The sequence below is a fragment of the Bosea vestrisii genome (assembly GCF_030144325.1).
GTDB lineage: Bacteria > Pseudomonadota > Alphaproteobacteria > Rhizobiales > Beijerinckiaceae > Allobosea > Allobosea vestrisii_A.
The window spans coordinates 2657066-2671009 of sequence record NZ_CP126307.1 but is presented as its reverse complement, the minus strand read 5'-3'; the positions used below and the strand labels follow the sequence as shown (position 1 = coordinate 2671009).

Below are 13944 nucleotides of genomic sequence, written 5' to 3'. Positions count from 1 at the left end.
CGCATGTCGGCGCGGTCAATCGCCTGGCGAAGCACCCGGCGCATGCCGGCCATCACGCCGAAGCTGGGCGGCACCAGCCTAGCGCGAGGGGACGGGACCGCTCTGGAGCTTTTCGGCCAAAGCCTGGCCGGCATTGAGGATGTGCGCTTCCAGGGTCCGCGCCGCCTCCTCGATCCTGCCCGCCAGAAGATGATCGAGAATCTGCCGGTGCTCGGCATCCGAGCGCGGCTGCCAAGCCAGGTCCCGCCAGGTCGCGAACAGGAAGCGCGCCGAGGTGCGATGCAGGTCGTCGATGGTCGCGAGCAGGCGCTTCATGCGGCAGGGTGCCGTGATCGCGCGGTGGAAGCGTTCGTTCGCGCGCTGCCAGACCAGCAGTTCTCCACTCGCTTCAGCTTCGGCAAGGGCCGCGGTGGCCTCATCCAGATCGGCCGCCGTCAATCGTGCAAAACCCTGGCGCATCGCCAGCGCTTCGAGCGCCGCCCGCATCGTCGTGACTTCGAGCACGAGGTCGGGTTCGAGCGGGGCGACGCGAACCCCGCGGCGCGGCTCGCTGACCAGCAATCCTTGCGCCTCTAGGGTGCGGAAGGCCTCGCGGACCGGGACATGGCTCGCGCCGAACTCGGCGGCGACATGGTCCTGCCGCACCGGCGCGCCGGGTGCCAGCGTCCCCGTGACGATGCGCTGCGCCAGGCTGCGCGCGATGCGCCCCGCGAGCGAGTGGTCGCTGTCGGTCTGGTCTTGCAAGCTCATAGCCGGTGTGATTTCATAGATAATATATGATTTGAGGTATCCATATGCCCCGCCAACGACCGTCACGCCTGCGCAATATCGCCGGAATCGGCGTCGATCGCATGGGATCAATCGCTGATGCTTCGGGCAAGGATTTCCTGCGGCTCGAAAACCTCGACACCGATATCCTGCCCGACGCCGAGGCGATCGCGCGTACGATCCGTGCCGCCAGCGAGGATGCCGACAACAGCTATCTGCCCTTCGTCGGCCAGGCGCATCTGCGCGATGTCGCGGCCCGCCATGTTTCGGCGATCTCCGGTGTGAATTATAGCGGCGAGCGCAATTGCGTGATCTCGGCCGGCGGTCTCTCCGGCATCCTCAATGTGCTGCTGGCGACAATCGAGGTCGGCGACGAGGTGATCGTCACCGATCCGACCTATGCCGGCCTGATCAACCGGGTGCGGCTCGCCGGCGGCGTGCCGCGCTTCGTGCCCCTTACCTTTGAGCCGGACGGCGAATGGCGCCTTGACCGCGAGGCATTACGGGGGAGCATCGGCCCGAAGACCACCGCGATGCTGCTCATGTCGCCGTCGATGCCGTCGGGCGGCTGCCTCGACGCAGGCGACTGGGCGCTCGTTACCGAGCTCTGCGTCGCGCATGACCTGCTGCTGATCATCGACACGGCAATGGAACGGCTGATCTTCGACGGTCGGCCGGTGCTCCATCCAGCGGGGCTGCCGGGCATGGCGGAGCGGACGATCACCGTCGGCTCGTCGGCGAAGGAACTGCGCATGATCGGCTGGCGGGTCGGCTGGATCGTTGCGCCTGAGGCTTTCATGCCCGATCTCGTCGCCGTCTCGCTCGCCAATGTCGTGGTGCCGGTCGGCATCGGGCAGGATGCGGTCGCGGTCGCGCTCGAGAACTCGGCGACGACGCTCGCGCCCTATGTCGACGAATTGCAGGCACGGCGCGACTGTGTGCTCGAGGAGCTGCGCGGGCTTCCGGTAGGGGTGCCGGGCGGCGGCTGGTCGCTGCTGCTGCGGGTCTCGGATTTCGGGTTGGACGGGGCGGCCATGTCGGAGCGGCTGCTGGAGCAGCGCGTCTGCGCCACTGCCATGGCCGGCTGGGGCGAGAGCCATGGCGCGCAATATATCCGCTTCGTCTATGCCAACGAGCCGGTTGGACGCCTGCGCGGGCTTGGTGACCGCGTTCGCGCGGCGCTCGGCCTGTAGGGGCTAGTAGATTGCATTCGATCGGCGGGGGCGCGGATGACGGAACTGGTCGGGTGCCTCTTCAGGCGCCGGCCACTCCGAAGCGGCGGCGGTAATCGGCCGGGGCGAGCCCGGTGATGCGCTGGAACAGCTTGCGGAAGGCCGAAGCATCCTCGTAGCCGACATCCCAGGCGATCTGTGCGACCGGGCGGCGGCTCAATTCCAGCGCCTCGCGCGCCTTGGCGATGCGGATTTGCTGGGCGTATTCGGTCGGCCGCAGGCCGGTCGCCTTGCGGAAGCGGCGCAGGAAAGTGCGCTCCTCCAGCCCTGCCCGCTTTGTCAGCGCCGGCACGTCGTGATCCCGGGCCCCGCTCGCCTGCAGCCAGTGCTGCACTTTCAGGATCGCCGCGTCGCCATGGTCGAGCCGCGGCACGAAATGACTGTAGGGCTGCTGCGTCCGTCCGGGCGGATCGACCAACAGGAAGCGCGCGGTCTCCAGCATTATGCTGGATCCGAGCAAGCGCTCGACCAGCGTCAAACCAAGATCGGTCCAGGCCAGGATGCCGCCTGCGGTGATGATGTCGCCATCGTCGATCACCATGCGGTCGGTATCGACCCTCGCGGCCGGAAAGCGCGCCGCCAATTCCTTGGCGAAGGCCCAATGCGTCGTCGCCGCGCGGCCTTCAAGCAGCCCGGCTTCGCCGAGCAGGAAGGCGCCGGCGCAGACCGAACACAACGTCGTGCCCGCGCCATGGCGCTCGGCCAGCCAGGTCGCGAAGCCGCTCATCGGCTGCATCTTCGCCGGCATGATCAGGCTCGGCGGCGCGATGAGATGGCTCGGATCGTGCGCAGGGCCAGGATGGCTGTCGAAGACGCAGTCCACACCCGCGCCGGCTGCCCCTTGGCGCCAATGGCTGACGCGGATCGCGGGCGCCTCCGGCCCAGCTCTATCCCGGCTCATCTCGCCCGCGATCCGGAACAGGTCGGTCAGGCCGTAAACGGCCGCGAGCTGCACATCCGGGTAGAGCAAAAGCCCGATTTCTGCGATCGTCTTCTTCCCTATCGTCATCTTGTCAGTTTTGCCCCGCTGAATGTCAGTTCCGCCAAGCGGCACCATGCAACGCTGCGCCTATAACCGTCCACATCGAAGGGCGACGCTCCTGCCGCCCGCAAGCCGAAGGAAGCGACAGATGAGCACGATCACCACCAGGGACGGCACCGAGATCTTCTACAAGGACTGGGGCTCGAAGAACGCGCAGCCGATCGTCTTCCACCATGGCTGGCCGCTCAGCGCCGACGATTGGGACAACCAGATGCTGTTCTTCCTGCATCAGGGCTTCCGGGTGATCGCGCATGACCGCCGCGGCCATGGCCGCTCCAGCCAGACCGCGACCGGCAACGAGATGGACACCTACGCTGCCGACGTCGCCGAACTCGCTGCCCATCTCGACCTCCGGAACGCCATCCATATCGGCCATTCCACCGGCGGCGGCGAGGTCGCTCACTATGTCGCCCGCGCCGAGCCCGGCCGCGTCGCCAAGGCGGTGCTGATCGGTGCGGTGCCGCCGGTCATGGTCAAGTCCGAGAAGAACCCGGGCGGCCTGCCGATCGAGGTTTTCGACGGTTTCCGCGCCGCGCTCGTCGCCAACCGCGCCCAGTTCTACATCGATGTCCCTGCCGGTCCGTTCTACGGCTTCAACCGCGAGGGCGCGAAGGTCTCGCAGGGCATCATCGACAATTGGTGGCGGCAGGGCATGATGGGCGGCGCCAAGGCGCATTACGACTGCATCAAGGCCTTCTCGGAAACCGACTTCACCGAGGATCTCAAGACGATCGCGGTGCCGGTGCTGGTGATGCATGGCGACGACGACCAGATCGTCCCCTATGCCGACTCCGCCCCGCTTTCCGTCAAGCTGCTCAAGAACGGCACGCTGAAGACCTATGCCGGCCTGCCGCACGGCATGTGCACCACCCATCCCGACGTGATCAACGCCGACCTGCTCGCCTTCATCAAGGGCTGACGCGACCGATGAGACTGCCGGCACCGCCGCTGCTGCGGCCTGCCGGCAGTTTTCTGCGTGAGACTCGGGCGATATGCCGGTGGCAAGCGGCGAACGGGGCTGGCGATGACGCAGCGGAGCGCTTAACGGGTCTTCGGTCGCAATTCCGAAGTTCGCCCCATGACCTCCCGCACCGCCACCGCGACCGGTTTCGTCGCCATCCTGCTCTGGTCGACGCTGGCGCTGTTCACCGCCATGTCCGGGCGGGTGCCGCCGTTCCAGCTCGTCGGCATGACCTTCGTCATCGGCGGCATCTTCGTGCTGGCGATCGCGGCGACACGGGGCCGCTTGCATCTGGCGCGGCCGACGCCGGCCTCCTTCCTGCTCGGGCTCTACGGGCCCTTCGGCGACACGGCGCTGTACTATGCTGCGGTGAAGACGGCGCCGGCGGCCGAGGCAAATCTGATCCATTATCTCTGGCCGCTGCTGATCGTGCTGTTCGCGGCGCTGCTTCCGGGCGGAGGGCTCAAGGCCCGCCATCTCATCGGGGCGCTGATCGGCCTCGTCGCGACGGCGATGCTGATCTCCGGCAGCCTCGGCTCGGGCGGTGCCGGCATCCAGCTCGGCCATGTGCTGGCGGCGCTCGGTGCCTTCGTCTGGGCGAGCTATTCGGTGCTGTCGCGGCGCTTTGCCGGGGTGCCGTCGGAGAGCCTCGCCATCACCATGCTCGGCTGCGCCATTCTCGCCTTCGCCTGCCATCTCGCCTTCGAGACGACCTTGTGGGCGCCGAGCGCCGTCGAATGGGGTGGTGTCCTCGGCCTTGGCCTCGGCTCGATCGGCCTCGCCTTCATCTGCTGGGATGTCGGCATGAAGAAGGGCGACGTTGCCTTGCTCGGCGTCGCCTCCTATGCCGCGCCGGTGCTCTCGACCGTAGTCCTGGTCATCGCGGGCTACGCGCCGGCGAGCTGGCTGTTGGCGATTTCCTGCGTCCTCATCGTCCTCGGCGCGCTGGTAGCGAGCTTCAGTCGGCGGCACGGACCGCTGTACCGAAGGCCGCCGAAAGCTGAGCGCTCAGACGTCGAGAATACGCGTCTCGTAGGCGTAGACCGTTCGGAAGCCGAGCCGGCGATACATCTCGAAGGCGAGGCCATTGCTCTGGTCGACCTGGAGATAGGCCTGGCTGCAGCCCTGCGCCGCCGCCCAGCCCATCAGCCCCAGCATCATCTGCTTGCCGAGGCCCTTGCCGCGCAGGGCTTCGTCGACGATGACCGCACCAATCTCGGCCATGCCGCGCTCGGCGACGCTCATGGCGTAGGCCGCCGGGCGGCCTTCATGCATCAGCGTGGCGAAGGCAGCGGGCAGGCGCACGCCGGAGACGATCGCGGACAGGTGGTCGCGGTTGCGCTTGTTGCCGGTCTGATGGCCGCAGACGCCGTCGATCCAGGCATCGTCTGCCTGTGCGGTCGTGATCATGCCGGGATCGGTCATGTGCAGCCCGGGATCGAGCTCGGCGACCATGCCGAAGGAGGCGGTCTCGACCCTGTAGCCGCGGTCGGCGAAGCGCTGGCGAGCGCTCTCGGCGACCAGCGGCGTAAAGCGAATGCGCGGCGGCAGGCCGGCCCGGCGATAGAGATCCTCGATGAAGGCGAGCGTCGCCTCGTCCATGTCGCCGCCTTCGCGCAGCGAGGAGGCCGAGTTGGCGCGGCCGGAATAGCCGTTGGCGAAGCGCACGACCCATTGGTCGACGACGAGCGTGGTCGGCGCCGGCCAGGCGTTGACGATCCGGGTCTCGCAAGCGCCGACCAGCGCCAAATCGATTGCAAGGATGTCGGTAACGGGCTTGTCCACGTTCAGCCTCCAGCCGGACGCGGTGTCGGCCGCCAGTCGGGCGGCGCCATTTCGAAGCCGGAGAAGGCAAAACCCGGTGCGACCGTGCAGCCAACCAGCGTCCAGGCGCCGAGCGAGGTCGCGCTCTGCCAGTGTCCCGCCGGAACGACGATCTGCGGCCGTTGCCCGGCGGCGAGGTCCTTGCCGAGATGGTGGGCCGAGGCGTCGTGCCCGTTCGGCGAGAGCGTGATCACCAAGGGCGCGCCGGCGTAATGGTGCCAGATCTCGGCCGCATCGACGCGATGCCATTCGGAGGTCTCGCCGACGTCGAGCAGATAGTAGATCGCGGTCGAAAAACCGCGTCCCTCCGGCCCGGCGGGATCGCGGAAGGTCTCGCGATAATGCCCGCCTTCGGGATGCGGCTTCAATTCGAGCAGGCGGATGACCTCGGCGGCGCTGAGACCGTTCAACGTGCTCATCGCAGATCAGAACCTGTTCTTGGCCTCGCGCAGCGCCGTAAAGACCTCCCCGGCAGGCTTGCCGACGATGCCGAGCGTCGCGGCGAGCGCCGGCTCGCCGGCGCGGAAGAAGGGGTTGGTCGCCTTCTCCTCGCCGACCGTGGTCACGGCCCAGAATCGGCCCTCAGCCTTGGCCGCTTCTGCTTCGGCGAGGCGCGCGGCGACGGTGGGGTTGCTCGGGTCCATGGCCGCGGCGAAGCGAGCATTCGAGAGTGTGTAATCGTGGCCGGTGATCAGCGTGGTCGCGTCCGGCAGCGCCATGATGCGCGTCAGCGAGGTCCACATCGCTTCCATCCGGCCGGGCATGACGCGGCCGCAGCCCATGACGAAAACGACGTCGCCGACCAGAGCGAGACTGGCTTTCTTGCTGATGAGGCTGACATGGCCCTCGGCATGGCCGGGCGTCGCCCAGGTCTCGAAGTCGTAGCTGCCGACAGCGACGCGGTCGCCCTCGCCGAGGACGACGTCGACCGGTGTGCCGGCGCGCGCGGCTTCTGGAGCGAACACCTTGGCGCCGGTCGCCTGCTTCAGCGCGGCGATGCCCTGGACGTGGTCGGCGTGCTCATGCGTCACCAGCACCTGGCTGATCGTCCAGCCCTTGGCCTTGGCGGCGGCGAGCACCTCACCCGCATCGGGAACGTCGACGGTGGCGCAGGCTCCGGTACCGGGGTCGCGCAGCAACGCGCCGGCATTGTCGCTGAGTGTGCGGAAGACATGAATGTCGAGCGGCATGGGAAGCTCCGGCAATCGGCAGTCGAGACGCCTGCTTGAAGCAAGCTCGCGCCGGGAGCAAGCCGATCATGCCACCAAGGGCCGCTCTTGCGCTCGCGCTGCCGCTGCGCCATCTCCGTTGGCATGGCCTTGGACGTCGTCGACCTGCGCACCTTCTATGCCAGCCCGCTGGGGCATGTGGCGCGCCGGGTCGTCGGCAAGGTCATGCTCAAGCTCTGGCCCGATTGCCGGCGCCAACGCCTGCTTGGCCTGGGCTTCGCAACGCCCTATCTGCCGCTGCTCGGCGGCGAGGCCGAGCGGGTCATCGCCTTCATGCCGGCGGCGCAGGGCGTGGTGAACTGGCCCTCGCCCGGGCTCTCGGCTTCGGCTCTGGTCGAGCCGACTCTGCTGCCCTTGCCCACCGCTTCGATCGACCGCGTGCTGATGGTGCACGCTCTGGAAGAGACCGAGAGCCCCGAGGATCTGCTCGAGGAAATCTCGCGGGTGCTCAGCCCGGGCGGGCGCCTGATCGTCGTCGTTCCGAACCGGCGCGGCCTGTGGGCGCGGATGGATACGACGCCGTTCGGCCATGGCAGGCCGTTCAGCCGCTCGCAGATCGAGGCGCTGATGCGCCGTGCCATGTTCTCGCCCGAGCACTGGGCCGAGGCTCTTTACGTGCCGCCGCTGCGCCGGCGCCTGTTCATGCGCTCGGCCATGGCCTGGGAGAAGGTCGGTGCGGGCCTGTCGCTGCCTTTCGCCGGTGTCTACGTCATCGATGCGACCAAGCAGTTCTACCGGCGTGCGCCCCTGCGCGCGACGCGGCGCAGCATCGCCTTCCGGCCGGTGCTGCTACCGCAGGCTCACTCCTCGTCGCACCTGCCGCGGCAGGATGATGGGGGCGGGCCGGCGGGTTGACAATTTCGCCGGGGCGCGGCCAAGGTCCGCCGCCTTTTTTGACCGTTCCGTCGCCGCGGCCCGTGCCGTCGCCTTTTCCCTGGGAAAGCGGGACCAGATCTGGATGTCGATGCGAAGCTATCTCGATTTCGAAAAGCCGGTCGCCGAGCTTGAGGCGAAGGCGGATGAACTGCGTGCGCTCGACGGCAAGGGCGATGGCTATTCGCTTGCCGAGGAGATCGCCAAGCTCGAGGCCAAGGCCTCGCATGCGCTGAAGGACCTCTACGGCGCCCTCACGCCCTGGCAGAAGACGCTGGTGGCGCGCCATCCGCAGCGTCCGCATTTCCTCGACTATTGCTCGGCGCTGATCGACGAGTTCACGCCGCTCGCGGGCGACCGCGTCTTCGGCGAGGACGAGGCGATCGTCGGCGGCTTCGGCCGCTTTCGCGGCGAGCCGGTCTGCGTCATGGGCCAGGAGAAGGGCAACTCGACCGAGACCCGCATCAAGCACAATTTCGGCATGCCGAAGCCGGAGGGCTATCGCAAGGCGGTTCGCCTGATGGAACTGGCCGACCGTTTCGGCTTGCCGGTGCTGAGCTTCATCGACACCGCTGGCGCCTATCCCGGCATCGAGGCCGAGGAGCGCGGCCAGGCCGAGGCGATCGCGCGCTCGACCGAGACCTGCCTGGCGCTACGCACGCCGAGCGTCGCGCTGGTGATCGGCGAAGGCGGCTCCGGCGGGGCGATCGCCATCGCCGCCGCCAGCAAGGTGCTGATGCTGGAGCATGCGATCTATTCGGTGATCTCGCCGGAAGGCGCGGCCTCGATCCTCTGGCGCGACACGGCCCGCGCCCAGGACGCCGCGACCGGCATGAAGATCACCGCCCAGGACCTGCTGCGCTTCGGCGTGATCGACCGGATCGTCACCGAGCCGACCGGCGGCGCCCATCGCGACCCCCACGCTGCGATCGAGCGAGCCGGTGCCGCGATCGAGGCGGCGCTCTCGGATCTCGCGGGCCTTAGCGCCGACGAGATCATCGACCGGCGGGCGCAGAAGTATCTGGCGATCGGCCGGACGCTCTAGCCGGACGATTTGTGCGTAATCATGCACTTGGTCAGGCGGAGGCTTTACCGCGGCTTCACCATATGGCCATCTGCAGACCCCCTGTGGTAAGGAACGGTCAAGGCTAACGGTCCTACAACCGGGCAACGGGCATAATTTGGCCTTGTTGCGTGGTGAATTGTCGGCTTGACGCGTCCGCGCGAGATGGGATTGACGACGTGGCTGTGAGACATTTCGCGCTGGCGGCGCTCCTCGGCCTCACTTTGGCAGCTTGCGAAGAGGAGCGTCATCGCGGCTCCGCGCGCCATAACATCCCGATTCCGTCCGCGACCTATACGCTGATGTCCGAGAAAGGCATGAGCAAGAGCCAGCCGATCGTGATTCGCTCCTACAAGAAGGAGTCAGAGCTCGAGGTCTGGAAGAAGCGCGCCGACGGTAAGTATGCGCTGCTCAAGACCTTCCCGATGTGCCGCTGGTCGGGCCAGCTCGGCCCGAAGGTGCGCGAAGGCGACCGCATGGCGCCGGAGGGCTTCTACGCCATCAGCCCGGCGCAGATGAACCCGAACTCGTCGTTCTACGTCTCGTTCAACATGGGTTACCCGAACGCCTATGATCGCGCGCATGGCCGCACCGGCGCGCATCTGATGGTGCACGGCGCCTGCTCCTCGGCCGGCTGCTATTCGATGACGGACGACCAGATCGGCGAGATCTACGCCCTGGTGCGCGAGGCCCAGAATGGTGGCCAGCGGGCCGTGCAGATGCAGGCTTACCCCTTCCGGATGACGCCGGAGAACCTCGCCAAGCACCGGCTCGACCCGAACATCGCCTTCTGGAAGAATCTGAAGGAAGGCTCGGACTTCTTCGAGGTGGCCAAGGATGAGCCGTCGGTTTCCGTGGCGGGTGGGCGCTATGCCTTCAACCGTGACGGCACCCAGGTCGACCCGTCGCTGACGCAGGCGCTTTCGGAGAAGCGCCAGCAGGACGAGATCCAGGTCGCGGCGCTGGTCTCGAAGGGCACGCCCGCGGTCAAGCTGATCTATGACGACGGCGACCAGCACTCCTCATTCAAGCGCCAGCTGGCCCAGTCCGGCGCTGATTCGCTGAACAGGTCGGTCGCCTGGGGCTCGCGCGATGTCGGCATCAGCCGCGTCGATTCGCTGATCGGCCCGCGCGTCGTCGTGCTCGACGACAAGGGACGGACCAAGGCGACTGTCCGAGCCGAATCGGCTGACAATGATGCCGTGCTCGCCGCGGTCAGCAGCGCGCAGGCGGAGGAAGCCAAGCCAGTGGTTGCTGCTGCGCCGGCCAAGCCGGCGGCTCAGCCTGCCCGGGCGACGACGAGCGATGCGGCGACGCAGGTCGCCAAGGCGACGCCGGGCGCTGCTACGCCTGCGCCGATCCAGACGGCCGCTGCCGAGCCGTCGCAGCCTTCCTTCTACCAGAGGGCGCTGAGCTTCGTGCCGCTGCTCGGTTCTTCCTCCGAGCCGAAGGAGCAGGCGCCGGTCGTGTCGGTCGTGCCCGAGACGCCGCAGACAGTGAAAGCACCGCTGCCGCCGCGCCGGGCTTCGACCCTGCGGACGTCCCAGCTGCAGCCCGACGCCTCCTATGCGAGCCAGCCTGCCGTCCGCTGATCGCCCAACAATCATTTGATGTAAAAAGTCACGCCCGCGGCCAGCGATGGCTGCGGGCGCTTTTGTAGGCGTCTAAACAGCGAAATCGGCCGGTATTGCCCATTGCGCGGGCAGGTTGCAAAAAACCTCGCCTTGCCGATATTGCGCCCGCGCAGGCTTAATCATGGCGAATGCATGACGAGAATCGTGCAGGAACCTCGATGGAGTTCGCGATGGCGCTCAAGACCTCTGGCCTGCTCACCGGCTTTGCGCTTTCACTGGCGCTCACAGCTTCTGGCGCTTCGTTCGCCTCGGACCTGCCGAGCCGCAAAGGTGCGCCACCGGTGCCGGTCGCGCCGAGCATCACCTGGTTCGACATCGCCGTCAGCGTGAAGGGCATGACGGACTATAATTTCCGCGGCATCTCGCAGACCGACCGCAAGCCGGCGATCCAGGGCGGCGCCGAACTGCAGATCTACGACAATCTGTTCTATGTTGGCGTCTACGCCTCGAATGTCGATCTGGCGACCAGCCCGCCGGCCGAAATCGACTTCTACGGCGGCATCCGGCCCAAGTTCGGTCCGGTCACCGTCGATCTCGGTGTCTGGCAGTACTACTATCCGGGTGAGAAGGCCTATATCGACACGGCGGGCGTGTTCTGGACGCCGAAAAATACCGATTTCACCGAGGTCTACGGCAAGGTCAGCTATAATTTCGAGGACAAGCTGATCCTCGGCGCCAACCTGTTCTACGCCTGGGACTGGCTCGGCACCGGCGCGACCGGCACCTATGCCTCGGTGACGGCGAAGTACAACCTGCCGTTCCTGGAGGGTCTGTCGGTCTCAGGCGAGCTCGGCCGCTACTGGCTCGGCACGACCAATCTCGCGATCTGGTCGACGCTGCCACCGACCGACCTGCCGGACTACACCTACTGGAACGCCGGCCTGTCCTACACCTACAAGAACCTGACGGCGGATGTGCGCTACCACGACACCAGCCTGTCGAAGAGCGAGTGCTTCCTGCTGACGGCCGATCCGCGCGGCATTACCGCTGGCACGGGTCGCTCGAAGTGGTGCAACCCGACCGTGGTGGCGACGCTCTCCTTCGACATCACGGCGAGCAGCGTCGGCATCTTCGCGCCGAAGTAAGCGCTTCGATCGCGCCGGTTCGTTTGGTAAGGCCGCTCGTGAGAGCGGCCTTTTCCGTTCATGGGACCCGATGGCCAGGCGCTCGAGCGGCTACCGCGCCAGCGCGGCCTTCATGTAGCTGCGCGGCGTTGTGCCGAGGCGCCGTCTGAACATGGTCGTGAACGCCGCGACATTGTCATAGCCCGCCAGCATGGCGACCTCCGTGACCGAGACACCTTCCGCCAGCCGAGGCAGGCAGGCGAACAGGCTGGCCTGCTGGCGCCAGGCGACGAAGCTGAGGCCGGTCTCGCGCTGGAAAAGCCGTGTGAAGGTCCGCCGGCTCATCGCCAGCTTCGTGGCCCAATCGTCGAGGCGTTCGGATACTGATGGCGCCGCCATGTAGGCGCGACAGAGGGCAGCGAGCCGCTTGTCGGCCGGGAAGGGCAGGCCGAGCGGCTGGATCGGCAGCGCGGCGATCTCGGCCGTCAGCAGCTCCAGAACGAGCTCGAGCTTGCGGTTGCCGGGCGGGGGCGCCACTCAGGCGGATCGCTTCGGTGATCAGCGCATGGGCCAGATCGGTGACGCCGAGCACCTGCAGCATGCGCAGAGCCAGGTCGTCATGGCCGGCGAGGAGATAGACCGACTTGATGCTGACATCGCTCAGCATCTCCACGGAATGCTGCAGCCGGGCGGGGATGAGCAGGGCATGCCCCGGCGGGATCATCCAGCAGCCGCGTTCGGTCTCGATCAGCACGACGCCGGAGAAGGCGCAGAGCAGCTGGATATGGCGATGGCAGTGCGACGGGATCCTGTACCCGGCCGGGTTGTCTGAGATGCGGACCAGAATATCGCCATCCGAGTCAGAAACCCGGCCGTGAAGACGGCGATGGTCGGCATGAAGGGCATCGACCTGTTGCTGCGGCAGCTTTTTCACCGAATGGCCCAAACGCGAAACAATTAGACCGAAACACGAAAGCAGGTCACGAACAAGCCCTGTAGAAGGAGCGCCGAGACAGGTTTGCGCGCAGGGATACCGCAATGGTTGCAACGATGGAGGGGAGCCGCCCCCGCTTCGAGAAGACGACGATTTCCGTTCTGCTGGCGGTCAGCTTCTGCCACCTGCTGAACGACGTCATGCAGTCGTTGCTGGCCTCGCTCTATCCGCTGTTCAAGGCCAATTACGCGCTGGATTTCGTCCAGATCGGCCTGCTGACCATGGCCTTCCAGGTCACGGCCTCGCTGCTGCAGCCGGTCGTCGGCCTGGTGACCGATCGCTGGCCGATGCCCTATTCGGCGCCCGCCGGAATGGCCTCGACCTTTGGCGGCTTGATCCTGCTCGGCAACGCCCACAACTTCGCGGTGCTGGTCGTGGCCGCCTGCCTGATCGGCCTGGGATCGGCGATCTTCCATCCGGAGGCATCACGGGTCGCGCGGCTGGCCTCGGGCGGGCGCCATGGCCTGGCGCAGTCGCTGTTCCAGGTCGGCGGCAATCTCGGCTCGGCGCTGGGGCCGCTGCTTGCCGCCTTCATCGTCCTGCCCTTCGGCCAGGGCAGCGTCGCCTGGCTCTCGGTCATTGCGATGGCGGGCGTCATCGTCCTGACCCGGGTCGGACACTGGTATGCGGCGCATCGCCGGGAGCATGCCGGCCGCCCAGCCGCCAGCCGCGCCTTGCCGCTGCCGGGGCGGCGTGTCGCTTTCGCCCTGTCCGTCCTGGTGCTGCTGACCGCGACGAAGAACGTCTACATGGCGAGCATCTCGAGCTATTTCACCTTCTACGTCATCGAGCAGTTCCAGCTCGGCTTCCGCGATGCGCAGCTGATGCTGTTCCTGTTCCTGGGCGCGGCCGCGGTCGGCACCTTCGTCGGTGGACCGATCGGCGACCGCTTCGGGGCGCGCTTCGTGATCTGGTTCTCGATCCTGGGCGTCATCCCGTTCGCGCTGCTGCTGCCTTACGCCAACCTGTTTTGGACCGGCGTGCTGAGCGCGGTGATCGGGCTGATTTTCGCCTCGGCCTTCTCGGCCATCGTGGTGTTCGCGCAGGAGCTGGTTCCCGGACGCGTCGGCCTGATCGCCGGCATGTTCTTCGGTTTCGCCTTCGGGGCGGGCGGGCTCGGTGCCGCCTTCCTCGGCGGATTCGCCGACGCCTATGGCATCACCTTCGTCTACCGCGTCTGTTCCTATCTGCCGTTGCTGGGGCTATTGACGATCCTGCTGCCGCGCTTGCCGCAGCACAGGCGGGGCTGAATAAGCGCAC

14 protein-coding genes and 2 pseudogenes are annotated in these 13944 nt (G+C 67.0%); 8 read left to right on the top strand and 8 right to left on the bottom strand.

The features are described 5' to 3' along the window. Positions 1–78: 78 nt before the first annotated feature. Positions 79–750, bottom strand: coding sequence for a GntR family transcriptional regulator (locus QO058_RS13250; protein ID WP_284172491.1), 672 nt, complete (start codon positions 748–750; stop codon positions 79–81). Between the two features lie 101 nt (positions 751–851). On the opposite strand from QO058_RS13250, the gene QO058_RS13245 reads away from it, so the two are divergent. Further along, a complete protein-coding gene (locus tag QO058_RS13245) occupies positions 852–1961 on the top strand; it encodes a pyridoxal phosphate-dependent aminotransferase (protein WP_284172490.1) in 1110 nt (369 codons plus the stop codon). 61 nt (positions 1962–2022) lie between these two features. Here QO058_RS13245 and QO058_RS13240 read toward each other — a convergent pair whose 3' ends face one another. Beyond that, positions 2023–3009, bottom strand: a complete 987-nt coding sequence (locus QO058_RS13240) for a GlxA family transcriptional regulator (protein WP_284172489.1) — start codon at positions 3007–3009, stop codon at positions 2023–2025. A gap of 121 nt (positions 3010–3130) precedes the next feature. On the opposite strand from QO058_RS13240, the gene QO058_RS13235 reads away from it, so the two are divergent. Next, entirely contained in the window at positions 3131–3961 is an 831-nt protein-coding gene (locus tag QO058_RS13235) for an alpha/beta fold hydrolase (protein WP_284172488.1), read from the top strand. A 122-nt stretch (positions 3962–4083) separates the two neighbouring features. On the opposite strand, the gene QO058_RS13230 is transcribed toward QO058_RS13235, so the two are convergent. Continuing rightward, on the bottom strand, positions 4084–4245 hold the full coding sequence (locus QO058_RS13230) for a hypothetical protein (protein WP_284172487.1): 162 nt from the start codon (positions 4243–4245) through the stop codon (positions 4084–4086). Here QO058_RS13230 and QO058_RS13225 point away from each other — a divergent pair. Then, positions 4178–4903: pseudogene (locus QO058_RS13225) on the top strand (DMT family transporter); the annotation flags it as partial. The gene QO058_RS13230 and the pseudogene QO058_RS13225 overlap by 68 nt on opposite strands. A gap of 108 nt (positions 4904–5011) precedes the next feature. On the opposite strand, the gene QO058_RS13220 reads toward QO058_RS13225, so the two are convergent. Genes QO058_RS13220 through gloB form a run of 3 tightly spaced genes read right to left on the bottom strand, consistent with a single transcriptional unit; the run spans position 5012 to position 7017 of the window. Beyond that, the gene (locus QO058_RS13220; protein WP_284172486.1) at positions 5012–5788 is read right to left on the bottom strand and encodes a GNAT family N-acetyltransferase; all 777 of its coding nucleotides are present in this window, start codon (positions 5786–5788) and stop codon (positions 5012–5014) included. Between the two features lie 2 nt (positions 5789–5790). Next, positions 5791–6246, bottom strand: coding sequence for a cupin domain-containing protein (locus tag QO058_RS13215; RefSeq protein ID WP_284172485.1), 456 nt, complete (start codon positions 6244–6246; stop codon positions 5791–5793). 6 nt (positions 6247–6252) lie between these two features. Beyond that, positions 6253–7017 (bottom strand): hydroxyacylglutathione hydrolase, encoded by a 765-nt coding sequence (gene gloB, locus QO058_RS13210; RefSeq protein ID WP_284172484.1) that lies wholly within the window; start codon positions 7015–7017, stop codon positions 6253–6255. A gap of 123 nt (positions 7018–7140) precedes the next feature. Between gloB and QO058_RS13205 the strand changes: the two genes are divergently transcribed. The 4 genes from QO058_RS13205 to QO058_RS13190 all read left to right on the top strand — a co-directional run bounded on the left by QO058_RS13205 (position 7141) and on the right by QO058_RS13190 (position 11711). Beyond that, on the top strand, positions 7141–7911 hold the full coding sequence (locus tag QO058_RS13205) for a class I SAM-dependent methyltransferase (RefSeq protein WP_284172483.1): 771 nt from the start codon (positions 7141–7143) through the stop codon (positions 7909–7911). 109 nt (positions 7912–8020) lie between these two features. Further along, positions 8021–8974 carry an acetyl-CoA carboxylase carboxyltransferase subunit alpha gene (locus QO058_RS13200; protein ID WP_284172885.1) on the top strand — a complete coding sequence of 318 codons (954 nt, stop codon included), beginning with the start codon at positions 8021–8023 and terminating at the stop codon, positions 8972–8974. 197 nt (positions 8975–9171) lie between these two features. Next, complete coding sequence (locus QO058_RS13195; protein WP_284172482.1) at positions 9172–10584, top strand: hypothetical protein; 1413 nt, start codon at positions 9172–9174, stop codon at positions 10582–10584. A 212-nt stretch (positions 10585–10796) separates the two neighbouring features. Next, positions 10797–11711 carry a TorF family putative porin gene (locus tag QO058_RS13190; protein ID WP_284172481.1) on the top strand — a complete coding sequence of 305 codons (915 nt, stop codon included), beginning with the start codon at positions 10797–10799 and terminating at the stop codon, positions 11709–11711. 90 nt (positions 11712–11801) lie between these two features. Here QO058_RS13190 and QO058_RS13185 read toward each other — a convergent pair whose 3' ends face one another. Continuing rightward, entirely contained in the window at positions 11802–12227 is a 426-nt protein-coding gene (locus tag QO058_RS13185; RefSeq protein WP_284172480.1) for a helix-turn-helix domain-containing protein, read from the bottom strand. Between the two features lie 124 nt (positions 12228–12351). After that, positions 12352–12624, bottom strand: a pseudogene (locus tag QO058_RS13180) (AraC family ligand binding domain-containing protein); the annotation flags it as partial. A 104-nt stretch (positions 12625–12728) separates the two neighbouring features. Between QO058_RS13180 and QO058_RS13175 the strand changes: the two are divergent. Continuing rightward, positions 12729–13934, top strand: a complete 1206-nt coding sequence (locus QO058_RS13175) for an MFS transporter (RefSeq protein ID WP_284172479.1) — start codon at positions 12729–12731, stop codon at positions 13932–13934. Positions 13935–13944 lie beyond the last annotated feature (10 nt).

What these genes read in the sequence shown, in the direction of transcription:
- QO058_RS13215 (WP_284172485.1), bottom strand. Translation starts at nt 6,246, where the DNA reads ATGAGCACGTTGAACGGTCTCAGCGCCGCCGAGGTCATCCGCCTGCTC.
- QO058_RS13235 (WP_284172488.1), top strand. Translation starts at nt 3,131, where the DNA reads ATGAGCACGATCACCACCAGGGACGGCACCGAGATCTTCTACAAGGAC.
- QO058_RS13250 (WP_284172491.1), bottom strand. Translation starts at nt 750, where the DNA reads ATGAGCTTGCAAGACCAGACCGACAGCGACCACTCGCTCGCGGGGCGC.
- gloB (WP_284172484.1), bottom strand. Translation starts at nt 7,017, where the DNA reads ATGCCGCTCGACATTCATGTCTTCCGCACACTCAGCGACAATGCCGGC.
- QO058_RS13230 (WP_284172487.1), bottom strand. Translation starts at nt 4,245, where the DNA reads ATGACGAAGGTCATGCCGACGAGCTGGAACGGCGGCACCCGCCCGGAC.
- QO058_RS13175 (WP_284172479.1), top strand. Translation starts at nt 12,729, where the DNA reads ATGGTTGCAACGATGGAGGGGAGCCGCCCCCGCTTCGAGAAGACGACG.
- QO058_RS13205 (WP_284172483.1), top strand. Translation starts at nt 7,141, where the DNA reads ATGGCCTTGGACGTCGTCGACCTGCGCACCTTCTATGCCAGCCCGCTG.
- QO058_RS13190 (WP_284172481.1), top strand. Translation starts at nt 10,797, where the DNA reads ATGGCGCTCAAGACCTCTGGCCTGCTCACCGGCTTTGCGCTTTCACTG.
- QO058_RS13245 (WP_284172490.1), top strand. Translation starts at nt 852, where the DNA reads ATGGGATCAATCGCTGATGCTTCGGGCAAGGATTTCCTGCGGCTCGAA.
- QO058_RS13200 (WP_284172885.1), top strand. Translation starts at nt 8,021, where the DNA reads ATGCGAAGCTATCTCGATTTCGAAAAGCCGGTCGCCGAGCTTGAGGCG.
- QO058_RS13240 (WP_284172489.1), bottom strand. Translation starts at nt 3,009, where the DNA reads ATGACGATAGGGAAGAAGACGATCGCAGAAATCGGGCTTTTGCTCTAC.